This is a genomic window from Arthrobacter sp. B2I5 (genome assembly GCF_030816735.1).
Taxonomy (GTDB): Bacteria; Actinomycetota; Actinomycetes; order Actinomycetales; family Micrococcaceae; genus Arthrobacter.
Map to the genome: position 1 here is coordinate 1,417,535 of NZ_JAUSYF010000001.1, position 16,886 is coordinate 1,434,420.

The 16,886-nt window shown below is 66.0% G+C and carries 16 protein-coding genes; 9 read left to right on the forward strand and 7 right to left on the reverse strand.

Features of this window, described 5'->3' with window-relative positions; translation table 11 throughout:
- Positions 1 to 64 precede the first annotated feature (64 nt).
- From QFZ60_RS21640 to QFZ60_RS06750, 5 genes are all read right to left on the reverse strand, one after another.
- Positions 65 to 139 (reverse strand): 50S ribosomal protein bL37, encoded by a 75-nt coding sequence (locus tag QFZ60_RS21640; protein ID WP_369299106.1) that lies wholly within the window; start codon positions 137 to 139, stop codon positions 65 to 67.
- A 121-nt stretch (positions 140 to 260) separates the two neighbouring features.
- Positions 261 to 722, reverse strand: a complete 462-nt coding sequence (locus QFZ60_RS06735; RefSeq protein ID WP_307089206.1) for a PadR family transcriptional regulator — start codon at positions 720 to 722, stop codon at positions 261 to 263.
- Complete coding sequence (locus QFZ60_RS06740) at positions 722 to 1,552, reverse strand: DUF4097 family beta strand repeat-containing protein (protein WP_307089208.1); 831 nt, start codon at positions 1,550 to 1,552, stop codon at positions 722 to 724. Before QFZ60_RS06740 ends, QFZ60_RS06735 begins: the two co-directional genes overlap by 1 nt.
- 82 nt (positions 1,553 to 1,634) lie before the next feature.
- Positions 1,635 to 2,234 (reverse strand): GDSL-type esterase/lipase family protein, encoded by a 600-nt coding sequence (locus tag QFZ60_RS06745; protein WP_056334984.1) that lies wholly within the window; start codon positions 2,232 to 2,234, stop codon positions 1,635 to 1,637.
- Positions 2,235 to 2,389: 155 nt separating this feature from the next.
- Positions 2,390 to 6,199 (reverse strand): multifunctional oxoglutarate decarboxylase/oxoglutarate dehydrogenase thiamine pyrophosphate-binding subunit/dihydrolipoyllysine-residue succinyltransferase subunit, encoded by a 3,810-nt coding sequence (locus QFZ60_RS06750; protein ID WP_307089212.1) that lies wholly within the window; start codon positions 6,197 to 6,199, stop codon positions 2,390 to 2,392.
- A gap of 593 nt (positions 6,200 to 6,792) precedes the next feature.
- Here QFZ60_RS06750 and QFZ60_RS06755 point away from each other — a divergent pair.
- From QFZ60_RS06755 to QFZ60_RS06775, 5 genes are all read left to right on the forward strand, one after another.
- The gene (locus tag QFZ60_RS06755) at positions 6,793 to 8,127 is read left to right on the forward strand and encodes a hemolysin family protein (RefSeq protein ID WP_307089213.1); all 1,335 of its coding nucleotides are present in this window, start codon (positions 6,793 to 6,795) and stop codon (positions 8,125 to 8,127) included.
- Entirely contained in the window at positions 8,124 to 9,203 is a 1,080-nt protein-coding gene (locus QFZ60_RS06760) for a hemolysin family protein (RefSeq protein WP_056334992.1), read from the forward strand. Before QFZ60_RS06755 ends, QFZ60_RS06760 begins: the two co-directional genes overlap by 4 nt.
- Before the next feature lie 67 nt (positions 9,204 to 9,270).
- Entirely contained in the window at positions 9,271 to 10,248 is a 978-nt protein-coding gene (locus QFZ60_RS06765) for a metal ABC transporter solute-binding protein, Zn/Mn family (RefSeq protein ID WP_307089215.1), read from the forward strand.
- Positions 10,245 to 11,060: a metal ABC transporter ATP-binding protein gene (locus QFZ60_RS06770; protein WP_307089216.1), complete on the forward strand. Its 816-nt coding sequence runs from the start codon at positions 10,245 to 10,247 to the stop codon at positions 11,058 to 11,060. The genes QFZ60_RS06765 and QFZ60_RS06770 overlap by 4 nt, the downstream gene beginning before the upstream one ends.
- Positions 11,060 to 11,944, forward strand: a complete 885-nt coding sequence (locus QFZ60_RS06775; protein ID WP_307089217.1) for a metal ABC transporter permease — start codon at positions 11,060 to 11,062, stop codon at positions 11,942 to 11,944. Before QFZ60_RS06770 ends, QFZ60_RS06775 begins: the two co-directional genes overlap by 1 nt.
- Here QFZ60_RS06775 and QFZ60_RS06780 read toward each other — a convergent pair.
- Positions 11,922 to 12,383 carry a Fur family transcriptional regulator gene (locus QFZ60_RS06780; RefSeq protein WP_307093236.1) on the reverse strand — a complete coding sequence of 154 codons (462 nt, stop codon included), beginning with the start codon at positions 12,381 to 12,383 and terminating at the stop codon, positions 11,922 to 11,924. The two genes, QFZ60_RS06775 and QFZ60_RS06780, sit on opposite strands and share 23 nt — an antisense overlap.
- Before the next feature lie 116 nt (positions 12,384 to 12,499).
- Between QFZ60_RS06780 and QFZ60_RS06785 the strand changes: the two genes are divergently transcribed.
- On the forward strand, positions 12,500 to 13,156 hold the full coding sequence (locus QFZ60_RS06785) for an MBL fold metallo-hydrolase (RefSeq protein WP_307089219.1): 657 nt from the start codon (positions 12,500 to 12,502) through the stop codon (positions 13,154 to 13,156).
- Here QFZ60_RS06785 and QFZ60_RS06790 read toward each other — a convergent pair.
- Positions 13,153 to 14,262, reverse strand: coding sequence for a PLP-dependent cysteine synthase family protein (locus tag QFZ60_RS06790; RefSeq protein WP_307089222.1), 1,110 nt, complete (start codon positions 14,260 to 14,262; stop codon positions 13,153 to 13,155). The genes QFZ60_RS06785 and QFZ60_RS06790 overlap by 4 nt on opposite strands.
- 108 nt (positions 14,263 to 14,370) lie before the next feature.
- Here QFZ60_RS06790 and QFZ60_RS06795 point away from each other — a divergent pair, with 108 nt between their 5' ends.
- Genes QFZ60_RS06795 through QFZ60_RS06805 form a run of 3 tightly spaced genes read left to right on the forward strand, consistent with a single transcriptional unit; the run spans position 14,371 to position 16,876 of the window.
- The gene (locus tag QFZ60_RS06795) at positions 14,371 to 15,288 is read left to right on the forward strand and encodes a sulfurtransferase (protein ID WP_307089224.1); all 918 of its coding nucleotides are present in this window, start codon (positions 14,371 to 14,373) and stop codon (positions 15,286 to 15,288) included.
- Positions 15,285 to 16,445: an NAD(P)-dependent alcohol dehydrogenase gene (locus QFZ60_RS06800; RefSeq protein WP_307089226.1), complete on the forward strand. Its 1,161-nt coding sequence runs from the start codon at positions 15,285 to 15,287 to the stop codon at positions 16,443 to 16,445. Before QFZ60_RS06795 ends, QFZ60_RS06800 begins: the two co-directional genes overlap by 4 nt.
- On the forward strand, positions 16,442 to 16,876 hold the full coding sequence (locus QFZ60_RS06805) for an HIT family protein (RefSeq protein ID WP_307089228.1): 435 nt from the start codon (positions 16,442 to 16,444) through the stop codon (positions 16,874 to 16,876). The genes QFZ60_RS06800 and QFZ60_RS06805 overlap by 4 nt, the downstream gene beginning before the upstream one ends.
- Positions 16,877 to 16,886 lie beyond the last annotated feature (10 nt).

Consider the following 16,886-nt stretch of genomic DNA (forward strand, 5'->3'; position numbering starts at 1 on the left):
AGGACCCCGGAAGCCCGATTGGCTTGCGGGGTCCTTTGCCTGAACCGTAGTTCCTGGCATTTGCCTAGGTGTTGGGGCGCTTCCCGTGGTTCGCGCCGCCACGCTTACGGTCACGACGCTTGCGTGCACGCTTGCTCATAGCTGGCCTCCTTACTGTTGGTACTCAAAAAGAGCTGCCCTCAAGTCTCCCACATGATGTGGCGGCCCGCGAACCGGGAAGGGGCGGATGACCTGCGGCAGCGCGGCAGGAAGCGCCATGCCTAGGACTGGAGGGTGCTCCGGATGGCAGCCCGGGCCTCGTCCAGGGCTGCCCTGACGGTTTCCAGTGTGCCGGGGCTGATGGGACGGCGTATGCCCGGCTGCCGGAGGTCTGCGCACAACTCGTCGCGGAACTTCTGCACCATCAGTTCCACATCAAGCCTTTCCAGGGAGACCGCAATGTCATGCTCGACCCCTGCCACATCCTCCCGGCGCCGGTCCAGTTCAGCAAGGCCGGCGGCGGTGATGTAGTAGTTGGTGCGCCGCCCGGCCCGCTCGGTGGCCACCAGGCCGTCTTCCTCGAGCTTGCCCAAGCGGGGGTAGATGGTGCCGGCGCTGGGGGAGTAGGTCCCGCCGAACCGGTCCTTGAGCGCCTTGATGAGCTCATAGCCGTGCCTGGGCCCGCTTTCCAGCAGGGCCAGGAGGTAGAGGCGCAACGCACCGTGTGCGAAGACGGGCGGCATCAGCCGTGCGCTTCCCCGCCGCCAACGGGTTCGGGAGAATGGACGATGGAAGTCCTGCCCGACACCGAATTGGTCCGGACGAGCATCAGTTGCCCGTCCGGTCCGGCAATGGTCTCCACTTTGCCGTTGGCCAGGAGGCACTGCTGGCCGTCAAGGATCACTGCTCCGCCGGCGGATTTGGCCACAATGTCGGCGCCGACGTCATGCGGCAGCCTGATGCTGAGGTCCCCGGACACCGAGTTGGAGCCGAAGTCACGGGTAAAGCCAAGCAGTTCGAAGCTGAGGTGGCCGCTCACGGTGTTGGTGCGGACATTGGTGAAGTGGCCGGAGGCGGTAACCGCTCCGGAGACGCTCTTGGCGGTGAGCACACCGCGGTGGTTCCTGACGTCCACGCTGCCGCTGATGGTGCTGACCTGCAGCTCGCCGGATGTGCTGTCCGCCACCACCGAACCTGAGACTGTGTTCAGTCTGACATGGGCGGAGATACCCGAAACGAGTCCCTCACCGCTGACGGTGCCTGCCTCGACGTCCACCCCGTGGGGAACGGTGATGGTGATGACAGCGGAATTGTCGCTGTTGTGGTTGACCGTCTCCATGAAGTTCTTGAACCAGCCCTGGGCGCCGTGCAGCTGATGCCGCACTTCCAGCCTGCCGCTGTTAAGCGATACCGCCACCGGATCGCCGTGCATCTCGGCAAGCTCCAGCCGGACCCCGGGTCCGGTGTGCGTCACCACCTGGAACCTGCCCCGGACCATGCCCAGCTTCAGGGACGTCACGCCGTCGATGTCCATCGTTTGCGGCTCTGTAACAGTCCAGGCCTGCTCGGTCATGGTCCCCTCCAAAAGACGATATATCGCGTTGGCCTCAAACGTAATGCCGCCGGAAGGCGTGGTCAAGGTATCTCGAAAGGGCTTACTGGGGCGCATCCAGGCGGAGCCACTGGAACCAGCCGCGGTGCAGCACCAGCCATGCCATCAGGCCATACCCTGCCTGGCCGGGCGTACCGCCGTTGGCCGCAAGGTCCTGGCGCCACTGTTCATGGTTCAGCAAGGGCGAGAACGTGTCGACGTAGAGGTGCTTGCGGCGGGTGGTGACGTCAGCGAAGGCGGTGTTCAGTTCGTCAAGCCGCCGGTTCTGCGCCGGGTCAAGTGTGGGCGGCGGCCCCACAACGAAAACCTCGATCCGGTTCTGCGAAGCCGAGTCCAGGATGTTGGCCAGGTTCAGCCTGCTCCGTGCCGTGGAGAGGCCAAACTCGATGTCCCGTCCGGACAGGCCGATGACCAGCCTGTTCTCCGCCTGGGCGCTGAAGCGCCGGCCGGCTTCATCCAGCCACCGCGCGGCCAGCCCTTCCGTACCTTCCTGCGGACAGGGGAGGGAGTAGCTTTCCAGGAGCATGCCGTCCTGGGGAGTGCGGGCCAGGACGCGGCCCAGCCAGCCAAGCGCCCTGGGATCGCCCAGTCCGGCCAGCAGTTCGTCTCCTACAGCTGCGATCCGCAGCTTCCTGTCTTCCACGCGTTCCTCTTTACTTCGGTACGGGTTTGCTTCGGTACGGCCGCTGCATCGTCGCCGCCGCGGCTGCGGAGGTACGGGGCGGCGCTGTTCATCCATTAAACAGAACTGCCCGGCCGGAGTCTGGTATTTCGACTCCGGCCGGGCAGCCTTACTGCTTACTTCCGTGCAAATGCCTGCTTCAGGAGGACATCCTGTTCCGCGGCGTGCCGTTTCATGGAGCCGGCTGCCGTGGAGGCGGAGGCCGGCCGGGATACCAGGCGCACGCGGCGGTCGAGGACCTCCGGCAGGTTCAGGCCAATGAACGGCCAGGGGCCCTGGTTGGCAGGCTCGTCCTGGGCCCAGACCACTTCGGCGTTGGGGTACTTGGCGAGCTCAGCCGCGATCTCCTCGTGCGGCAGCGGGTAGAGCTGCTCCACGCGGATGATGGCGGTGGTCTTGTCGCCGGTCTTCTGCCGGGTGGACAGGAGATCGTAGTACAGGCGGCCGGAGACCAGGAGGACGCGTTCGACGGCGGTCGCCGGCAGCTGCTCATGCTCACCGATGACGGGGCGGAAGGTGCCGTTGGTGAAGTCCTCCACCGAAGACGCGGCAGCCTTCAGGCGCAGCAGCTGCTTGGGCGTGAAGATGATCAGCGGCTTCCGCGGGCGGTTGTACGCCTGGCGGCGCAGCAGGTGGAAGTGCGAGGCCGCCGTGGTGGGGTTGGCCACGATCATGTTGTCTTCTGCACACAGCTGCAGGAAGCGCTCGATCCTCGCCGAGGAGTGGTCAGGTCCCTGGCCTTCGTAGCCGTGCGGGAGCATCAGGACCAAGGAGGAACGCTGGCCCCACTTCTGCTCGGCAGAGGAGATGAATTCGTCGATGATGGTCTGTGCACCGTTGACGAAGTCGCCGAACTGGGCTTCCCAGAGGACCAGGGCGTCCGGGCGCTCCACGGAGTAGCCGTACTCGAAGCCCATGGCAGCGTATTCGGACAGCAGCGAATCATAGATCCACAGCTTGGCCTGGTCATCGGAAAGGTTGCCCAGCGGCAGCCATTCCTTGCCGTTGGCGCGGTCGTGGAAGACAGCGTGGCGCTGAACGAACGTGCCGCGGCGCGAGTCCTGGCCGGCGAGGCGTACGGGCACGCCTTCCATGATCAGGGACCCGAAGGCTGCGATCTCGCCGAAGCCCCAGTCGATGCCGCCCTGGCGGGACATCTGCTCGCGCTTCTCCAGCAGCTGCTTCAGCTTCGGGTGAACCGTGAAGCCCTCGGGGATCTCGACGTGTGCCTTGCCGATCCGGGCCAGGGTCTCGGCGCTGATGGCCGTGGAGACCGGAGCGCTGACGCTGGAATCGGACTGCTGTGCCATGGGCCGCTCGATATCGGACACGGCGGCGGAATCCGCGGTGACGATCGGGATCGGGGAGGTTTGGGCGGCGTGGGTCTCGGCAAAGACCCGCTCCAGCCGTTCCTGGTAGTCGCGGAGCAGCTGCTCGGCTTCTTCCTCGGTGATGTCCCCACGGCCGATCAGCGACTCGGTGTACAGCTTGCGGACGGAGCGCTTGGCCTCGATCAGGTTGTACATCAGCGGCTGGGTCATCGAGGGGTCGTCGCCCTCGTTGTGGCCACGGCGCCGGTAGCACACCATGTCGATGACGACGTCCTTGTGGAAGCGCTGGCGGAATTCGTAGGCAAGCTGGCCGATGCGGACAACAGCCTCGGGGTCGTCGCCGTTCACGTGGAAGACCGGTGCCTGGATCATCTTGGCAACGTCGGTGGAGTACGTGGACGAGCGCGACGACGACGGGGCGGTGGTGAAGCCGACCTGGTTGTTGACCACGATGTGGATGGTTCCGCCGGTGCGGTAGCCGCGCAGCTGGGAAAGGTTGAGCGTTTCCGCCACCACGCCCTGGCCGGCGAAGGCAGCATCGCCGTGGACCATGATGGGCAGGACGGGGAACGATTCGCCCTGGTCCAGGCGGTCCTGCTTGGCCCTGACAATGCCTTCGAGGACGGAGTCCACGGCTTCCAGGTGGGACGGGTTGGCGGCGAGGTAGACCTTGGTCTCCTTGCCGTTGTCCGACGTGAAGGTGCCCTCGGTGCCCAGGTGGTACTTGACGTCACCGGAACCCTGGACGGAGCGCGGATCCTGCGTTCCTTCGAATTCCCGGAAGACCTGCGCGTAGGTCTTGCCGGCAATGTTGGTCAGGACGTTGAGGCGGCCACGGTGGGCCATGCCGATGGCGACTTCGTCCAGGCCGTCGTCGGCTGCATCGGACATGATGGCGTCCAGCAGCGGGATCAGGGACTCGCCGCCTTCCAGCGAGAAGCGCTTCTGCCCAACGAACTTGGTCTGCAGGAAGGTCTCGAAGGCCTCGGCCGCGTTCAGCTTGGAGACAATGCGCAGCTGCTCTTCACGGCTGGGCTTGGAGTAGGGGTGCTCCAGCTGGTCCTGGAACCACTTGCGCTCGGCAGGCTCCTGGATGTGCATGTATTCGATGCCGGTGGTGCGGCAGTAGGCATCGCGCAGGACTCCGAGGATGTCGCGGAACTTCAGCATCGGCTTGCCGCCGAAGCCGCCTGTGGGCCATTCACGGTCCAGGTCCCAGAGGGTCAGGCCGTAGGTGAGGACGTCGAGGTCCGGGTGCTTGCGCTGGACGTACTCCAGCGGATCGGTATCCGCCATGAGGTGTCCGCGCACGCGGAAGGAGTGGATCAGCTGCTGGATCCGGGCCACCTTGTTGATCTCGTCGGCCGGATCCACCTGCAGGTCCGGGCTCCAGCGCACGGGCTCGTAGGGGATGCGCAGGGCTTCGAAGATCTCGTCGTAGAAGTTCTGCGCACCGAGCAGCAGCTGGTGCACCAGCTTGAGGAACTCGCCGCTGCCGGCGCCCTGGATGACGCGGTGGTCGTACGTCGAAGTAAGCGTGAGGACCTTGCTGATGGCGTTCTGCGCGATGATCTTTTCGCTGGCGCCCTGGAACTCGGCGGGGTAGTCAAGGGCGCCGACGCCGATGATGGCGGCCTGGCCCTTGGAGAGGCGCGGTACCGAGTGCACGGTGCCGATGCCGCCGGGGTTGGTCAGGGACACGGTGGTGCCCTGGTGGTCCTCGGCGGTGAGCTTGCCGTTGCGGGCGCGCTTGATGAGGTCCTCGTACGTGTGCCAGAACTCGGCGAAGTTGAGGGTCTCGGCCTTCTTGATGTTCGGGACCATGAGCAGGCGGGTGCCGTCGGGCTTGGGCATGTCGATGGCGATGCCGAAGTTGACGTGTGCCGGCTGGACTGCGACAGGCTTGCCGTCCACCTCGTCGTAGTAGACGTTCATCGACGGGAACTGGGACAGCGCGCGGATCACGGCGTAGCCAATGAGGTGCGTGAAGGAAACCTTGCCGCCGCGGGCGCGGGCGAGGTTGGAGTTGATGACAACGCGGTTGTCGATCAGCAGCTTGGCGGGAATTGCGCGGACGCTGGTGGCGGTGGGCACCTGAAGGCTGGTGACCATGTTGGTGGCGATGGCCTTGGCCGGTCCGCGGAGGACGGAGACGACGTCCTCCTCCGGCGCGGTGGGAGCCTTGACGTTCTTGGGCAGCTGCGCCGGAATGGGCTGCGAGCCGGTTCCTGCTTCGGTCTTCTTGCCGCCGTCGCGTGCTTCCGTGGCGGGGGCCTTCTTCACAGGTGCAGGCGCCGCTGCCGGAGCGGCGGGTGCCGGGGCGGCCGGGGGAGCGGCAGGGGCTGCGGCCGGCGACGGTGCCGAAGCAGCGGGTGCCGGCTTCACCACGGGGAGTTCCCGGGTAGGAGGGTTGGCAGCGTGAGCGGAATTTCCGTTGTTGGAAGAACCGTTACCCGAGTCGAAGGATTCAAACAGCGGCCACCACTTGGCGTCCACAGCATTCTTGTCCTTTTGGTACTGCTCGTACAGTTCGTCAACGAGCCACTCGTTCCCGCCAAATTCCTCTGGTAGACGGTGGCTTGGCTGCTCTGGCACTTGAAATACGCCTCTTCCATGAGTTTGATTTCTCTTTGGCCCCCCGGTGCTTCAGCACTGCGATCGAACCAGTCTCTGCGTCCTCTGAACCCAGACCCTTTGCAAGTCTAGTGAGCATCTTGTGTTAACTGCCAATAAGGGTGACCCAAATCATGAAGTGACGTTCGCGGGGCTAAACGCAGGGCTAAAAAAGCGTCCGAATATTGGCCCGGGGACGGCAGCCCCCGCTGCGCGCCGTGCCTTGCCCGCAGCCGCGGGGAGGGCTTCGGGGGCCGGAAAACGTGCCGACCCAGGACACCCTGCCGCGCATCAGGGGAGGGGGGCCGCTCCTGTAGACTGAAAGTCTTATGGACAGTAAATCTAGGTGCCGGCCTGGGCGCTGTCAGCGGAGCTCCAAGAGAAGCACCGCGCGCGCCCCCAGAGCCGGCAAACCCCGACAACGCGCCCATCACCAGCCAACGGCCCAGCTTGCCGCGGCCTGCACGGAACGGTCATCGCGATCCGCCGACCATCCTCCGCCGGGCCGAAACAGCTTTCCCCCTCTCCGTTTGACTGACCTTGGGCCCCTTTCGGCACTCCAGGCGGGATGCTGAATGGAGTGGTTCCTCCTGGCAGCAGGCTTGCTGCTGATCGCCGGCACCGGATTCTTCGTTGCCGTCGAGTTCTCCCTCATCGCCCTCGACCAGGCCACCGTCCAGCGCGCCATTGACGACGGCGACAGCGGCGCCGCGCCGTTGCTCGCCTGCCTTAAGTCGCTGTCGACGCAGCTCTCAAGCTGCCAGCTGGGCATCACCTTGACCACGCTGCTCACCGGCTATGTCATGGAACCCTCGGTAGGCCACCTGCTCGAGGCGCCGCTTTCCGCCGTCGGACTTCCGGCTGTGGCCGTGCAGTCCATCTCGCTGGTCCTGGCGATGGTGGTGGCCACATTGCTGTCCATGCTCCTGGGCGAACTGGTGCCCAAGAACATGGCGATTGCACTGGCGTTTCCCGTGGGCCGGGCACTGGCCGGGCCACAGCTGGTTTTCACGGCCATCTTCAAGCCCGCCATCCTGGTCCTCAACGGCTTTTCCAACAAGGTCCTGCACATCTTCGGGCTGGAAGCCAAGGAGGAAATCTCCGGAGCGCGGACTCCTGCAGAGCTTGCCTCGCTGGTTCGCAGGTCCGCGGCGATGGGGACGCTCGACGCCGGAACCGCCAACTTCATCGCCCGCACCCTTAATTTCTCGACCCGGACGGCCGCTGACGTCATGACGCCGCGGATCCGGCTTGAGACGATCGACGCGGACCAGCCGGTCTCCGATGTGGTGGATGCCGCACGGAGGACCGGATACTCCCGGTTCCCCGTCATAGGTGATTCCGCCGATGACATCCGTGGCCTGGTGCATGTCAAGAAGGCCGTCGCTGTGCCGTGGGAACGGCGCCGCAACCTTGAAGCCGGCGCCATCATGACCGAGGTGCTGCGGGTGCCCGAGACCATCCACCTTGATGCACTGCTGGCCGAACTGCGGGAGGGAAACCTCCAGCTGGCCGTCGTGCTTGATGAATATGGCGGCACGGCAGGCATCGCCACCCTCGAGGACCTGGTGGAGGAAATCGTGGGCGAGGTGGCGGATGAACACGACAGGGTCCGCCCCGGACTCCTGCAAAGCGCCTCCGGCGACTGGTACTTCCCCGGACTCCTCCGCCCGGATGAGCTGTCAGAACAGATTCCGGGACTGAGCGTTCCGGACGAAGCGGCCTACGAGACTGTCGGCGGCTACGTCATGAGCAAGCTCGGCAGGATTGCCATGGTGGGGGACGCCGTCGACGTGGGCGGCGGAACCCTCAGCGTCACCAGGATGGACGGCCGCAGGATCGACCGCATCTGCTTCCACCCCGCAGAAGAACCCGCCGCGCAGGACGCCAATGACAGGAGCAAGCCATGAGCGACTGGGCCGGAATACTTTGGCTGGGCTTCCTCCTGCTGGGCAACGCCTTTTTCGTGGGCGCTGAATTCGCCATCATGTCCGCGCGCCGCAGCCAGATCGAGCCTTTGGCCGATGCCGGCTCCAAGCGCGCCCAGACCACCCTGCGCGCCATGGAGAATGTGTCGTTGATGCTGGCCTGCGCGCAGCTGGGCATCACCGTGTGTTCGCTGCTGATCCTGCTGGTGGCCGAGCCGGCGATCCACCACCTGCTTGCCGCCCCCATGGAGGCAGTGGGCCTGCCGGCGGAAGCCGCGGACGTTGCGGCCTTCGCCGTGGCCCTGATGCTGGTGACCTTCCTGCACGTCACCTTCGGCGAGATGGTGCCCAAGAACATTTCGGTGTCCGTGGCGGACAAGGCAGCACTGGTCCTGGCCCCGCCCCTGCTGTTCATCTCGCGGCTGGTCCACCCGGTGATTTCAGTCCTCAACTGGTCGGCCAACCACATCCTCAAACTCATGCGGATCGAGCCCAAGGACGAAGTGACGTCCTCCTTCACCCTGGAGGAGGTCCAGTCGATCGTCCAGGAGTCCACACGCCACGGGCTGGTGGACGACGACGCCGGGCTCATCACCGGTGCGCTCGAGTTCTCGGAGCACACGGCGGAGGACATCATGGTGCCGCTCGAAAACCTGGTCATGCTGGGGGCTTCCACCACTCCGGTGGAGTTTGAAAAGACCGTCAGCCGTACGGGGTTCTCCCGGTTTCCCATGCTGGATGACGAGGACATGCTTTACGGCTACCTCCACGTCAAGGATGTGCTGTCCATTCCGGAGTCTGCCTACGAGCTGCCGATTGCCGAGAGCCGCATCCGGTCGCTGGCCAACCTGGCACTGGGTGACGAGATCGAAAAGGCGATGTCCGTCATGCAGCGAACGGGATCCCACCTGGCCCGCGTCATAGGCCCGGACGGCAGGACGCGCGGTGTGCTCTTCCTGGAGGACGTCATTGAACAGCTCGTTGGCGAAATCCGCGATGCGACGCAGGCCACCGGGATCCGGCGCCTGGGCCAGCCCAACGGCAGCGGACCTAAATAGGAATCATTCGCATTTAGGTATAGGCTTGCACTGTCATCCTCCCCATCTGTGTGAACTGAGGTTTTCCGTGCGCCGTACAGCCGCTGCCAGCTCTTTCCTTGCCGCCTTGACGGGACTTGGGCTGTTGCTGACTGCATGCAGTCCGCAACAGCCCGGGACTCCTGCTTCCGCCCAGGGGATCAATGTCGTAGCTTCCACGAATGTGTACGGCGACATCGCCAGGACCATTGGCGGGGATAAGGTCAACGTCACCGCGATCATCAACAGCGCCGGCCAGGACCCGCACTCCTACGAGGCAACCGCCCAGGACCGCCTGACCGTTTCCAAAGCCCAGCTGGTCATCGAAAACGGCGGCGGCTACGACGATTTCCTCCATACCCTGGTGGAGAGCAGCAAGCTGGACAGCGGCTCCGTGCTGACCGCCGTCGAAATCTCCGGCCTTGCCCACCCGGAAGAGGAGACCCAGGCGGCGACCCCGCCGGCGGCGGAAGGTTCGGACGGGCACGATCACGGCGACGTCAACGAGCACGTCTGGTACAGCATGCCGGCCATGGAGCGGGTGGCCGACAGTGTTGCGGAGAAGCTCGGCGCGCTGGATCCCGGTTCCGCTGCCACATTCACTGCCAACGCCGACGCCTTCAAATCTTCCCTCGCAGGGCTGCACAGCAAGCTGGACGCCGCGAAAGCCGCGGCGGCCGGAGGCCAGGTTGCGGTCACCGAACCCGTCCCGCTGTACCTGCTCGAAGATGCCGGCCTGAAGAACGCCACGCCGGAGCAGTACACTGCCGCGATCGAGGAGGGCACTGACGTGCCGCCCGCCGCCATGAAGGAAGCCACCGACCTGGTGGCGTCCAGGACCGTGCGGCTGCTGGCCTACAACGCCCAGACCGAAGGCCCGCAGACGGAAACGCTGAAGAAGGCGGCCGAAGCCGCAGGCGTTCCGGTGGTGGACTTCACCGAAACCCTGCCGGAGGGCAAGACCTACCTGCAGTGGATGACGGACAATGTGAACAACGTCAGCAAAATTCTGGAGTCAAACAGGTGAAATCCGTCGTCAGCCTCGAAGGGGCGTGCCTCAAGTTCGGTCAGCGCACGCTCTGGGAGGACCTGGACCTAGAGATCAAGCCCGGTGAATTCTTCGCCGTGCTGGGCCCCAACGGCAGCGGCAAGACCAGTTTCCTGAAAGTCCTCCTGGGGCTGCAGAAGCTGCACTCCGGAAAGGCGTCCCTGGGCGGACGGCCCGTGGAACGCGGCAGCAACCTGATCGGCTACATTCCCCAGCAAAAGTCCTTTCCGCAGGACACACCCATGCGTGCCCGCGACCTGGTGGCGCTGGGCGTCGACGGGCACCGGTGGGGCATCCGGCTGTCGGCGGGCAAGACAAACCGCAAGGTGGACCAGCTCCTGGAGCTGGTGGGCGCCTCCGACTACGCCAAGGTTCCGGTTGGCCAGCTCTCCGGCGGGGAACAGCAGCGGCTGCGGGTGGCGCAGGCGCTGGCAACGGACCCCCAGGTCCTGCTCTGCGACGAACCGCTGTTGTCCCTTGACCTGCACCACCAGCAGGCAGTCAGCGCCCTGATTAACAAACAAAGCCGTGAACACGACAGCGCCGTTGTCTTCGTTACCCACGAAATCAACCCCATCATCGACTACGTCGACCGGGTCCTGTACCTGGCAGGGGGACGGTTCCGGGTGGGGACGCCGGAAGAGGTCATGACCACTGAAGTGCTCTCCGACCTGTACGGCACCCAGGTAGAGGTGATCCACGCCAACGGGCGGATCGTCGTCGTTGGCCTGCCCGATGCCACCACCCACCACCACGCCGAGGCCGATGCCCTGGCAGGGGAGGCCGCGTAGTGGACGCCGACAGCATCCTTGGGGCCATCTTCAACTTCGACAACTACGGCGAACTGCTGGTGCTGGTCCAGAACTCCATCTGGGCCGGCGCCATCCTGGGGCTCCTTGGCGGCCTGGTTGGCACGTTCGTCATGAAGCGGGACCTTGCCTTCGCGGTCCACGGCATCTCCGAACTTTCCTTCGCGGGCGCCGCCTTCGCCCTGCTGGTCGGCGCGGACGTGGTCTTCGGCTCGCTCATCGGATCGGTGGCCGCAGCACTGCTCCTGGGCCTCATGGGAGTCCGGGCCAGGGACAAGAACTCCACCATCGGCGTGATCATGCCCTTCGGCCTGGGCCTCGGAATCCTGTTCCTGTCCCTGTACCAGGGCCGTGCCGCGAACAAGTTCGGGCTCCTCACGGGGCAGATCGTCTCCGTGGACACCGTCCAGCTCCAGGCCCTCGCCGGGACCGCCGTCGTGGTCATGCTCGTGCTGCTGGCCATCTGGCGGCCGCTGAACTTCGCCAGCGTGGATCCCGAGCTCGCAGAGGCCCGGGGAGTCCCGGTACGCACGCTGGCCATCGTCTTCATGGTGGTCCTGGGCGTCAGTGTGGCCTTGTCCATCCAGGTGGTTGGTGCCCTCCTGGTGCTTGCCCTGCTGATTACGCCTGCAGCCGCGGCGCTGCGGGTTACGTCCTCGCCGGTAGCGGCCGTGGTGCTCAGCGTCGTCTTCGCGGTGGCCGCAACCGTGGGCGGAATCCTGCTGGCATTGGGCGGACGGATCCCCATCAGCCCCTACGTGACCACGCTGTCATTCCTGATCTACGTCGTGTGCCGCGCCATCAGCTCAGTGCGCGACGCCCGCGGCATCAACGGGCGGGTCCTTACAGCTTCCCGGCGGCCTTAAGGGCGGTGCAGTCCGGGCACAGGCCAAAAATTTCCACCGTGTGGTCCACCTCCGTGAATCCATGGTCCGCCGCCGTGCGCACTGCCCACGTTTCGACGGCGGGTGCTTCCACTTCCACGGCCTTCCCGCAGTTCCTGCACAGCAGGTGGTGGTGGTGGGCAGTGACAGCGCAGCGCCGGTACACCGCTTCGCCGTCACCATTGCGCAGCACATCCACCAGCCCTTCGTCGGCGAGCGACTGCAGGATCCGGTAGGCAGTGGCCAGTGACACGGATACGCCCTGGTTCTGCAGGATCCGGTAAAGCTCCTGCGTGCTGACGAAGTCGTCCAAGTGGTCCAGCGCCGCGCTGACGGCCTTGCGCTGCTTGGTTACGCGTTGTTCCCTGCCGCCTCCTGCCGGGGATGGGGCGGCGGAATCAGCCTTGACGCCGATCGGCATGGACGAACTCGCTTCCGTGGGGGGCAAACATCAAGATTACCAGCCGGAGCTTCAAGGGCAGGGCTTAGGGACAGGGTTCGTGGACAGGCTTCCGGGGCGGACCCTAGGCTGGCGCTATGAAGCTGACCAAATACACCCACGCCTGCATCCGGCTCGAGAAGGACGGCAGGGTCCTGGTCCTGGATCCAGGCACCTTCTCCGAATCAGCCGAGGCGCTGTCCGGGGCGCAGGCGGTCCTGGTGACCCACGAACACCCGGACCACCTCGACACCAAGGCCGTGGTGGCCGCCCTCGACGGAGACAAGGGCCTGGCCCTGTATGCCCCCGACGGTGTCGCCAAACAACTGCGTGGGGAAGCTCCGGCTGCGGCAGACCGCATCCACACGGTGGAACCGGGCCAGTCCTTCCAGGCAGCCGGCTTCGATATCCGCAGCTTTGGCGGCCAGCATGCCCTGATCCACCCGCAGATCCCCGTTGTGGCGAACATCGGTTTCCTGGTGGACGGCAACGTATACCACCCGGGGGACTCGTTCATCATCCCGGACGGAATCCCAGTCCGGACGCTGCTGGTTCCGCTGCACGCGCCGTGGAGCAAGTCCGCCGAGGTGGTGGACTTCGTCATTGGGGTGCGGGCGCCGCGCGCGTTCCAGATCCATGACGGGCTGCTCAATGAAAACGGCCTGGGCATCGTTGAAGGCCACGTCAAGCGGATCGGCGCCAAGTACGGCACCGAGTACAGGCATCTGGCCGCCCGCGAGTCCGTGGAGGTCTAGGCAGGAGCGCCGGTCCACTCGCCGGTGTCCAGGAAGCGCGAAACCACTGCCTCGTACGGCGCGGGATCCAGCCCCTGGGAAGCCAGCCAGTCCTGGTTCCAGTAGGTCCCCGCATACCGTTCGCCGCCGTCGCACATCAAGGAGACGACGCTGCCCCGGCGGCCCTCTGACAGCATCTGCGCCACCGTCTGCCAAACCCCCCACAGGTTGGTGCCCGTGGACGGGCCGGCGTGCAGCCCGGCGAAAGAATCGAGGTGCCGCATCGCGGCGATTGACGCGGCGTCCGGGACCTGGACCATGCGGTCGATGACCGATGGGATGAAGCTCGGCTCCATCCGGGCCCTGCCAATGCCTTCAATGCGGGAGGGGCCGGTGGGCCGTCCGGCTGTTTCCCCGAGCCAGCCTGGATAGAACGCCGAGTTCTCGGGGTCCACCACCAGCAGCCGTGTGGCATGGCTGTGGTAGCGCAGGTACCGGCCGATCGTGGCACTGGTTCCACCCGTGCCGGCGCCCACCACGATCCATTCCGGCACCGGGTGCTGCTCCAGGCTGAGCTGGCCGAAGATGGATTCGGCGATGTTGTTGTTCCCGCGCCAGTCCGTGGCCCGCTCCGCGAACGTGAACTGGTCCATGTAGTGCCCGTTGCAGGTGGCAGCCACTTCCTCGGCCGCCGCATACACATCCGAGGCATTCTCCACCAGCAGGCAGGAGCCGCCGAACTTTTCGATCAGCGCGATCTTTTCCGGGCTGGTGGTGCGCGCCATGACGGCTACAAAGGGGAGCCCCAGCAGCTGGGCGAAATATGCCTCCGAGACCGCTGTGCTGCCGCTCGAGGCCTCCACGATGGTGGTGTCCGCCCGGATCAGGCCGTTGACCAGGCCGAACAGGAACAGGGACCTGGCCAGCCGGTGCTTCAGGCTGCCGGAACGGTGCGTGGATTCGTCCTTGAGATACAGCTGGATGCCCCACTGTTCCGGCAGCGGCACGGAGTACAGGTGTGTGTCCGCCGAGCGGTTGTTTTCGGCCCTGATGGTCCGGATGGCCTGGTCGGCCCAGTCCCGGTCCGAGCCGTCATGGTTCCTGCCGGTGCTGCCCTCGATCGTCACTGGTCCAGCCTACCCGCGGGACCGGGAGCAGCCCGTCTAGAGTGGGACCGTTGGCCGTCCCGGCACGACGTTCCGCATCCGCCGCCCCATGCAACAGAAGGAGCACCGATGAAGCCCTTGATGGACGTTCCCGCCCTGGAAGCCAGGCTTGCCGCCGGGCAGCGGACGGTGCTGCTGGACGTGCGCTGGGTGCTGGGCGATCCCCACGGCCGCGACCATTATCTCGCCGGCCATCTGCCGGGTGCGGTGTTCGTAGACCTGGCCTCCGAGCTTTCGGATCCGGCGGTCCCTGACCGGGGACGGCACCCCCTGCCCTCCGCCGGGCAGTTCCAGGAGTCGGCCCGGCGCTGGGGCATCAGGAAGGGCGACGTGGTGGTGGCCTACGATGACAGCGCGAACATGGCCGCCGCCAGGGTGTGGTGGATGCTCCGCGATGCCGGCCTGGACGAGGTTTACCTGCTCGACGGCGGCCTGGGCGCGTGGCGTGCAGCGGGCCTGCCCGTCGAAGCGGGCCCCGTCCATCCCGCGCGGGGTGACGTGGAGCTGGGCAGCGGACACATGCCGGTGGTCGACGCCGGGGCTGCCGCCGCCTGGCCGCGCCATGGCCTGCTGCTTGATGCCAGGGCGGGGGAAAGGTACCGGGGCGAGGTTGAACCCGTTGATCCCCGGGCCGGCCATATTCCGGGAGCTTTGAGTGCCCCCACCACTGGGAACGTGGACGACGGCGGGCGGTTCCTTTCCCGGGCAGAGCTGCGGCGGCGGTTCGAGTCCCTTGGCGTCGCGGCCGGCCGGGCCGTGGCCGTCTACTGCGGCTCCGGCGTGACGGCGGCCCATGAGGTGGCTGCGCTGGAACTCGCGGGGATCCCGGCCGCGCTGTACCCCGGCTCCTTTTCGGAGTGGTCCAACCGGCCGGGGCTGCCGGTGGCCACTGGACCGGAACCGGGTGCGGCGGCGGGGGAGAACCGGGAAGACCCCGGGCGGCCGGCTGGAAACTCCGCGGGCGGCGGGGGTACGGTCGCACTATGACACCAGGACGCCCCGTACCGCCGCCCCTCGCCAAACCCATAAGCCCTGCCAACCGCACGGGCATGTCCACGGAAGACGCCGGCGTGCGTGCCGCAGCCTACGGTGCAGTCTCCCCGGACAGTGGACTGGTGCCGCTGACCGTGGACCGGCGTGCTCCCAAGCCGGACGACGTGGAAATCGCGATCGAGTTCTGCGGGCTCTGCCACTCCGATGTGCATGCCACCCGCGGAGAATGGGGCGGCCAGGCGTACCCGCTGGTTCCCGGCCACGAAATCGTGGGAACCGTCAGCAGGGTGGGTTCTGACGTTACCGACTTCGCCGTGGGTGAGCGGGTGGGTGTGGGCTGCATGGTGGACTCCTGCCGCGAATGCGACAGCTGCCTTGACGGCCTGGAGCAGTATTGCGAAAACGGCATGACCGGCACCTACGGTGCAAAGGACCGGCGCAACGGCGATGCCATCACCCAGGGTGGGTATTCCTCGTCCATCGTGGTGGACCGCCGTTACGTCCTTCGCGTACCGGCGTCACTGGACCCGGCCGCCGTCGCGCCCCTGCTGTGCGCCGGCGTCACCACCTTCTCGCCGCTGAGGCATTTCGACGCCGGGGAAGGGGACGTGGTGGGCGTCGTCGGTCTTGGTGGGCTTGGCCACATGGCCGTCAAGCTTGCAAAGGCGATGGGGGCGAAGGTGGTGGTGTTCACCACGTCGGAGTCCAAGGTGGCGGCTGCGCTGGAGCTGGGCGCGGACCAGGTTGTCCTGTCCCGGGATGACGCTGCAATGGCCGCCGCGGACCGCACGGTGGACCTCATCATTGATACCGTTGCCGCCCGGCACGACCTGAACCCCTTCTTCCGCACGCTGCGGGTGGACGGGGCATTGTTCCAGCTCGGGCTGCCCTCCGAAGCCATGCCCCCGGTCAACCCGGGGGCCCTGATCCGCCGCAGGATCGCCTACGCGGGATCCCTGATTGGCGGTATCGCGGAAACCCAGGAGATGCTGGATTTCTGTGCTGAGCACGGCGTGGTGGCCGACATCGAGGTGGTGTCCGCCGGCAGGCTGAATGAAGCTTACGACCGGATGGTCGCAGGAGACGTAAAGTACCGGTTCGTGCTGGACGCCGGCACGCTGCACACCGCCGCCGAGGAGGCAGACGCATGAGCACGCTGTTCACGAAGATCATCAAGGGCGAGATTCCCGGCCGGTTTGTGTGGCGCGAGGACGACGTTTCGGCGTTCCTCACCACCGGCCCGCTCGCCGACGGCCATACGCTGGTGGTCCCCACCGAGGAAGTGGACCGCTGGACGGACGCGTCGCCGGAAACCCTTGCCAAAGTCATGGAAGTGGCACGGCGCATCGGCGCGGTCCAGGTGGACATTTTCGGGGCCCGGCGGGCGGGCCTGATCGTGGCGGGCTACGAGATCAACCACCTGCACGTCCATGTATGGCCGTCGCAAAGCATGGCCGATTTCGACTTTGGCTCCGCGGACCAGAACCCGGACCCCGCCGTCCTGGACGCCAACGCAGAAAAGCTGCGCGAAGGCCTCCGCGCCGCCGGGTACGGGGAGTTCGTACCCGGCAGCCAGGGATAAGCCGGGCACG

Bases quoted from the DNA above. Each gene is read 5' to 3' on its own strand.
- QFZ60_RS06795 (WP_307089224.1), top strand. From the start codon at position 14,371: ATGAAGCCCTTGATGGACGTTCCCGCCCTGGAAGCCAGGCTTGCCGCC.
- QFZ60_RS06785 (WP_307089219.1), top strand. From the start codon at position 12,500: ATGAAGCTGACCAAATACACCCACGCCTGCATCCGGCTCGAGAAGGAC.
- QFZ60_RS06800 (WP_307089226.1), top strand. From the start codon at position 15,285: ATGACACCAGGACGCCCCGTACCGCCGCCCCTCGCCAAACCCATAAGC.
- QFZ60_RS06755 (WP_307089213.1), top strand. From the start codon at position 6,793: ATGGAGTGGTTCCTCCTGGCAGCAGGCTTGCTGCTGATCGCCGGCACC.
- QFZ60_RS06735 (WP_307089206.1), bottom strand. From the start codon at position 722: ATGCCGCCCGTCTTCGCACACGGTGCGTTGCGCCTCTACCTCCTGGCC.
- QFZ60_RS06760 (WP_056334992.1), top strand. From the start codon at position 8,124: ATGAGCGACTGGGCCGGAATACTTTGGCTGGGCTTCCTCCTGCTGGGC.
- QFZ60_RS06805 (WP_307089228.1), top strand. From the start codon at position 16,442: ATGAGCACGCTGTTCACGAAGATCATCAAGGGCGAGATTCCCGGCCGG.
- QFZ60_RS06740 (WP_307089208.1), bottom strand. From the start codon at position 1,552: ATGACCGAGCAGGCCTGGACTGTTACAGAGCCGCAAACGATGGACATC.
- QFZ60_RS06780 (WP_307093236.1), bottom strand. From the start codon at position 12,383: ATGCCGATCGGCGTCAAGGCTGATTCCGCCGCCCCATCCCCGGCAGGA.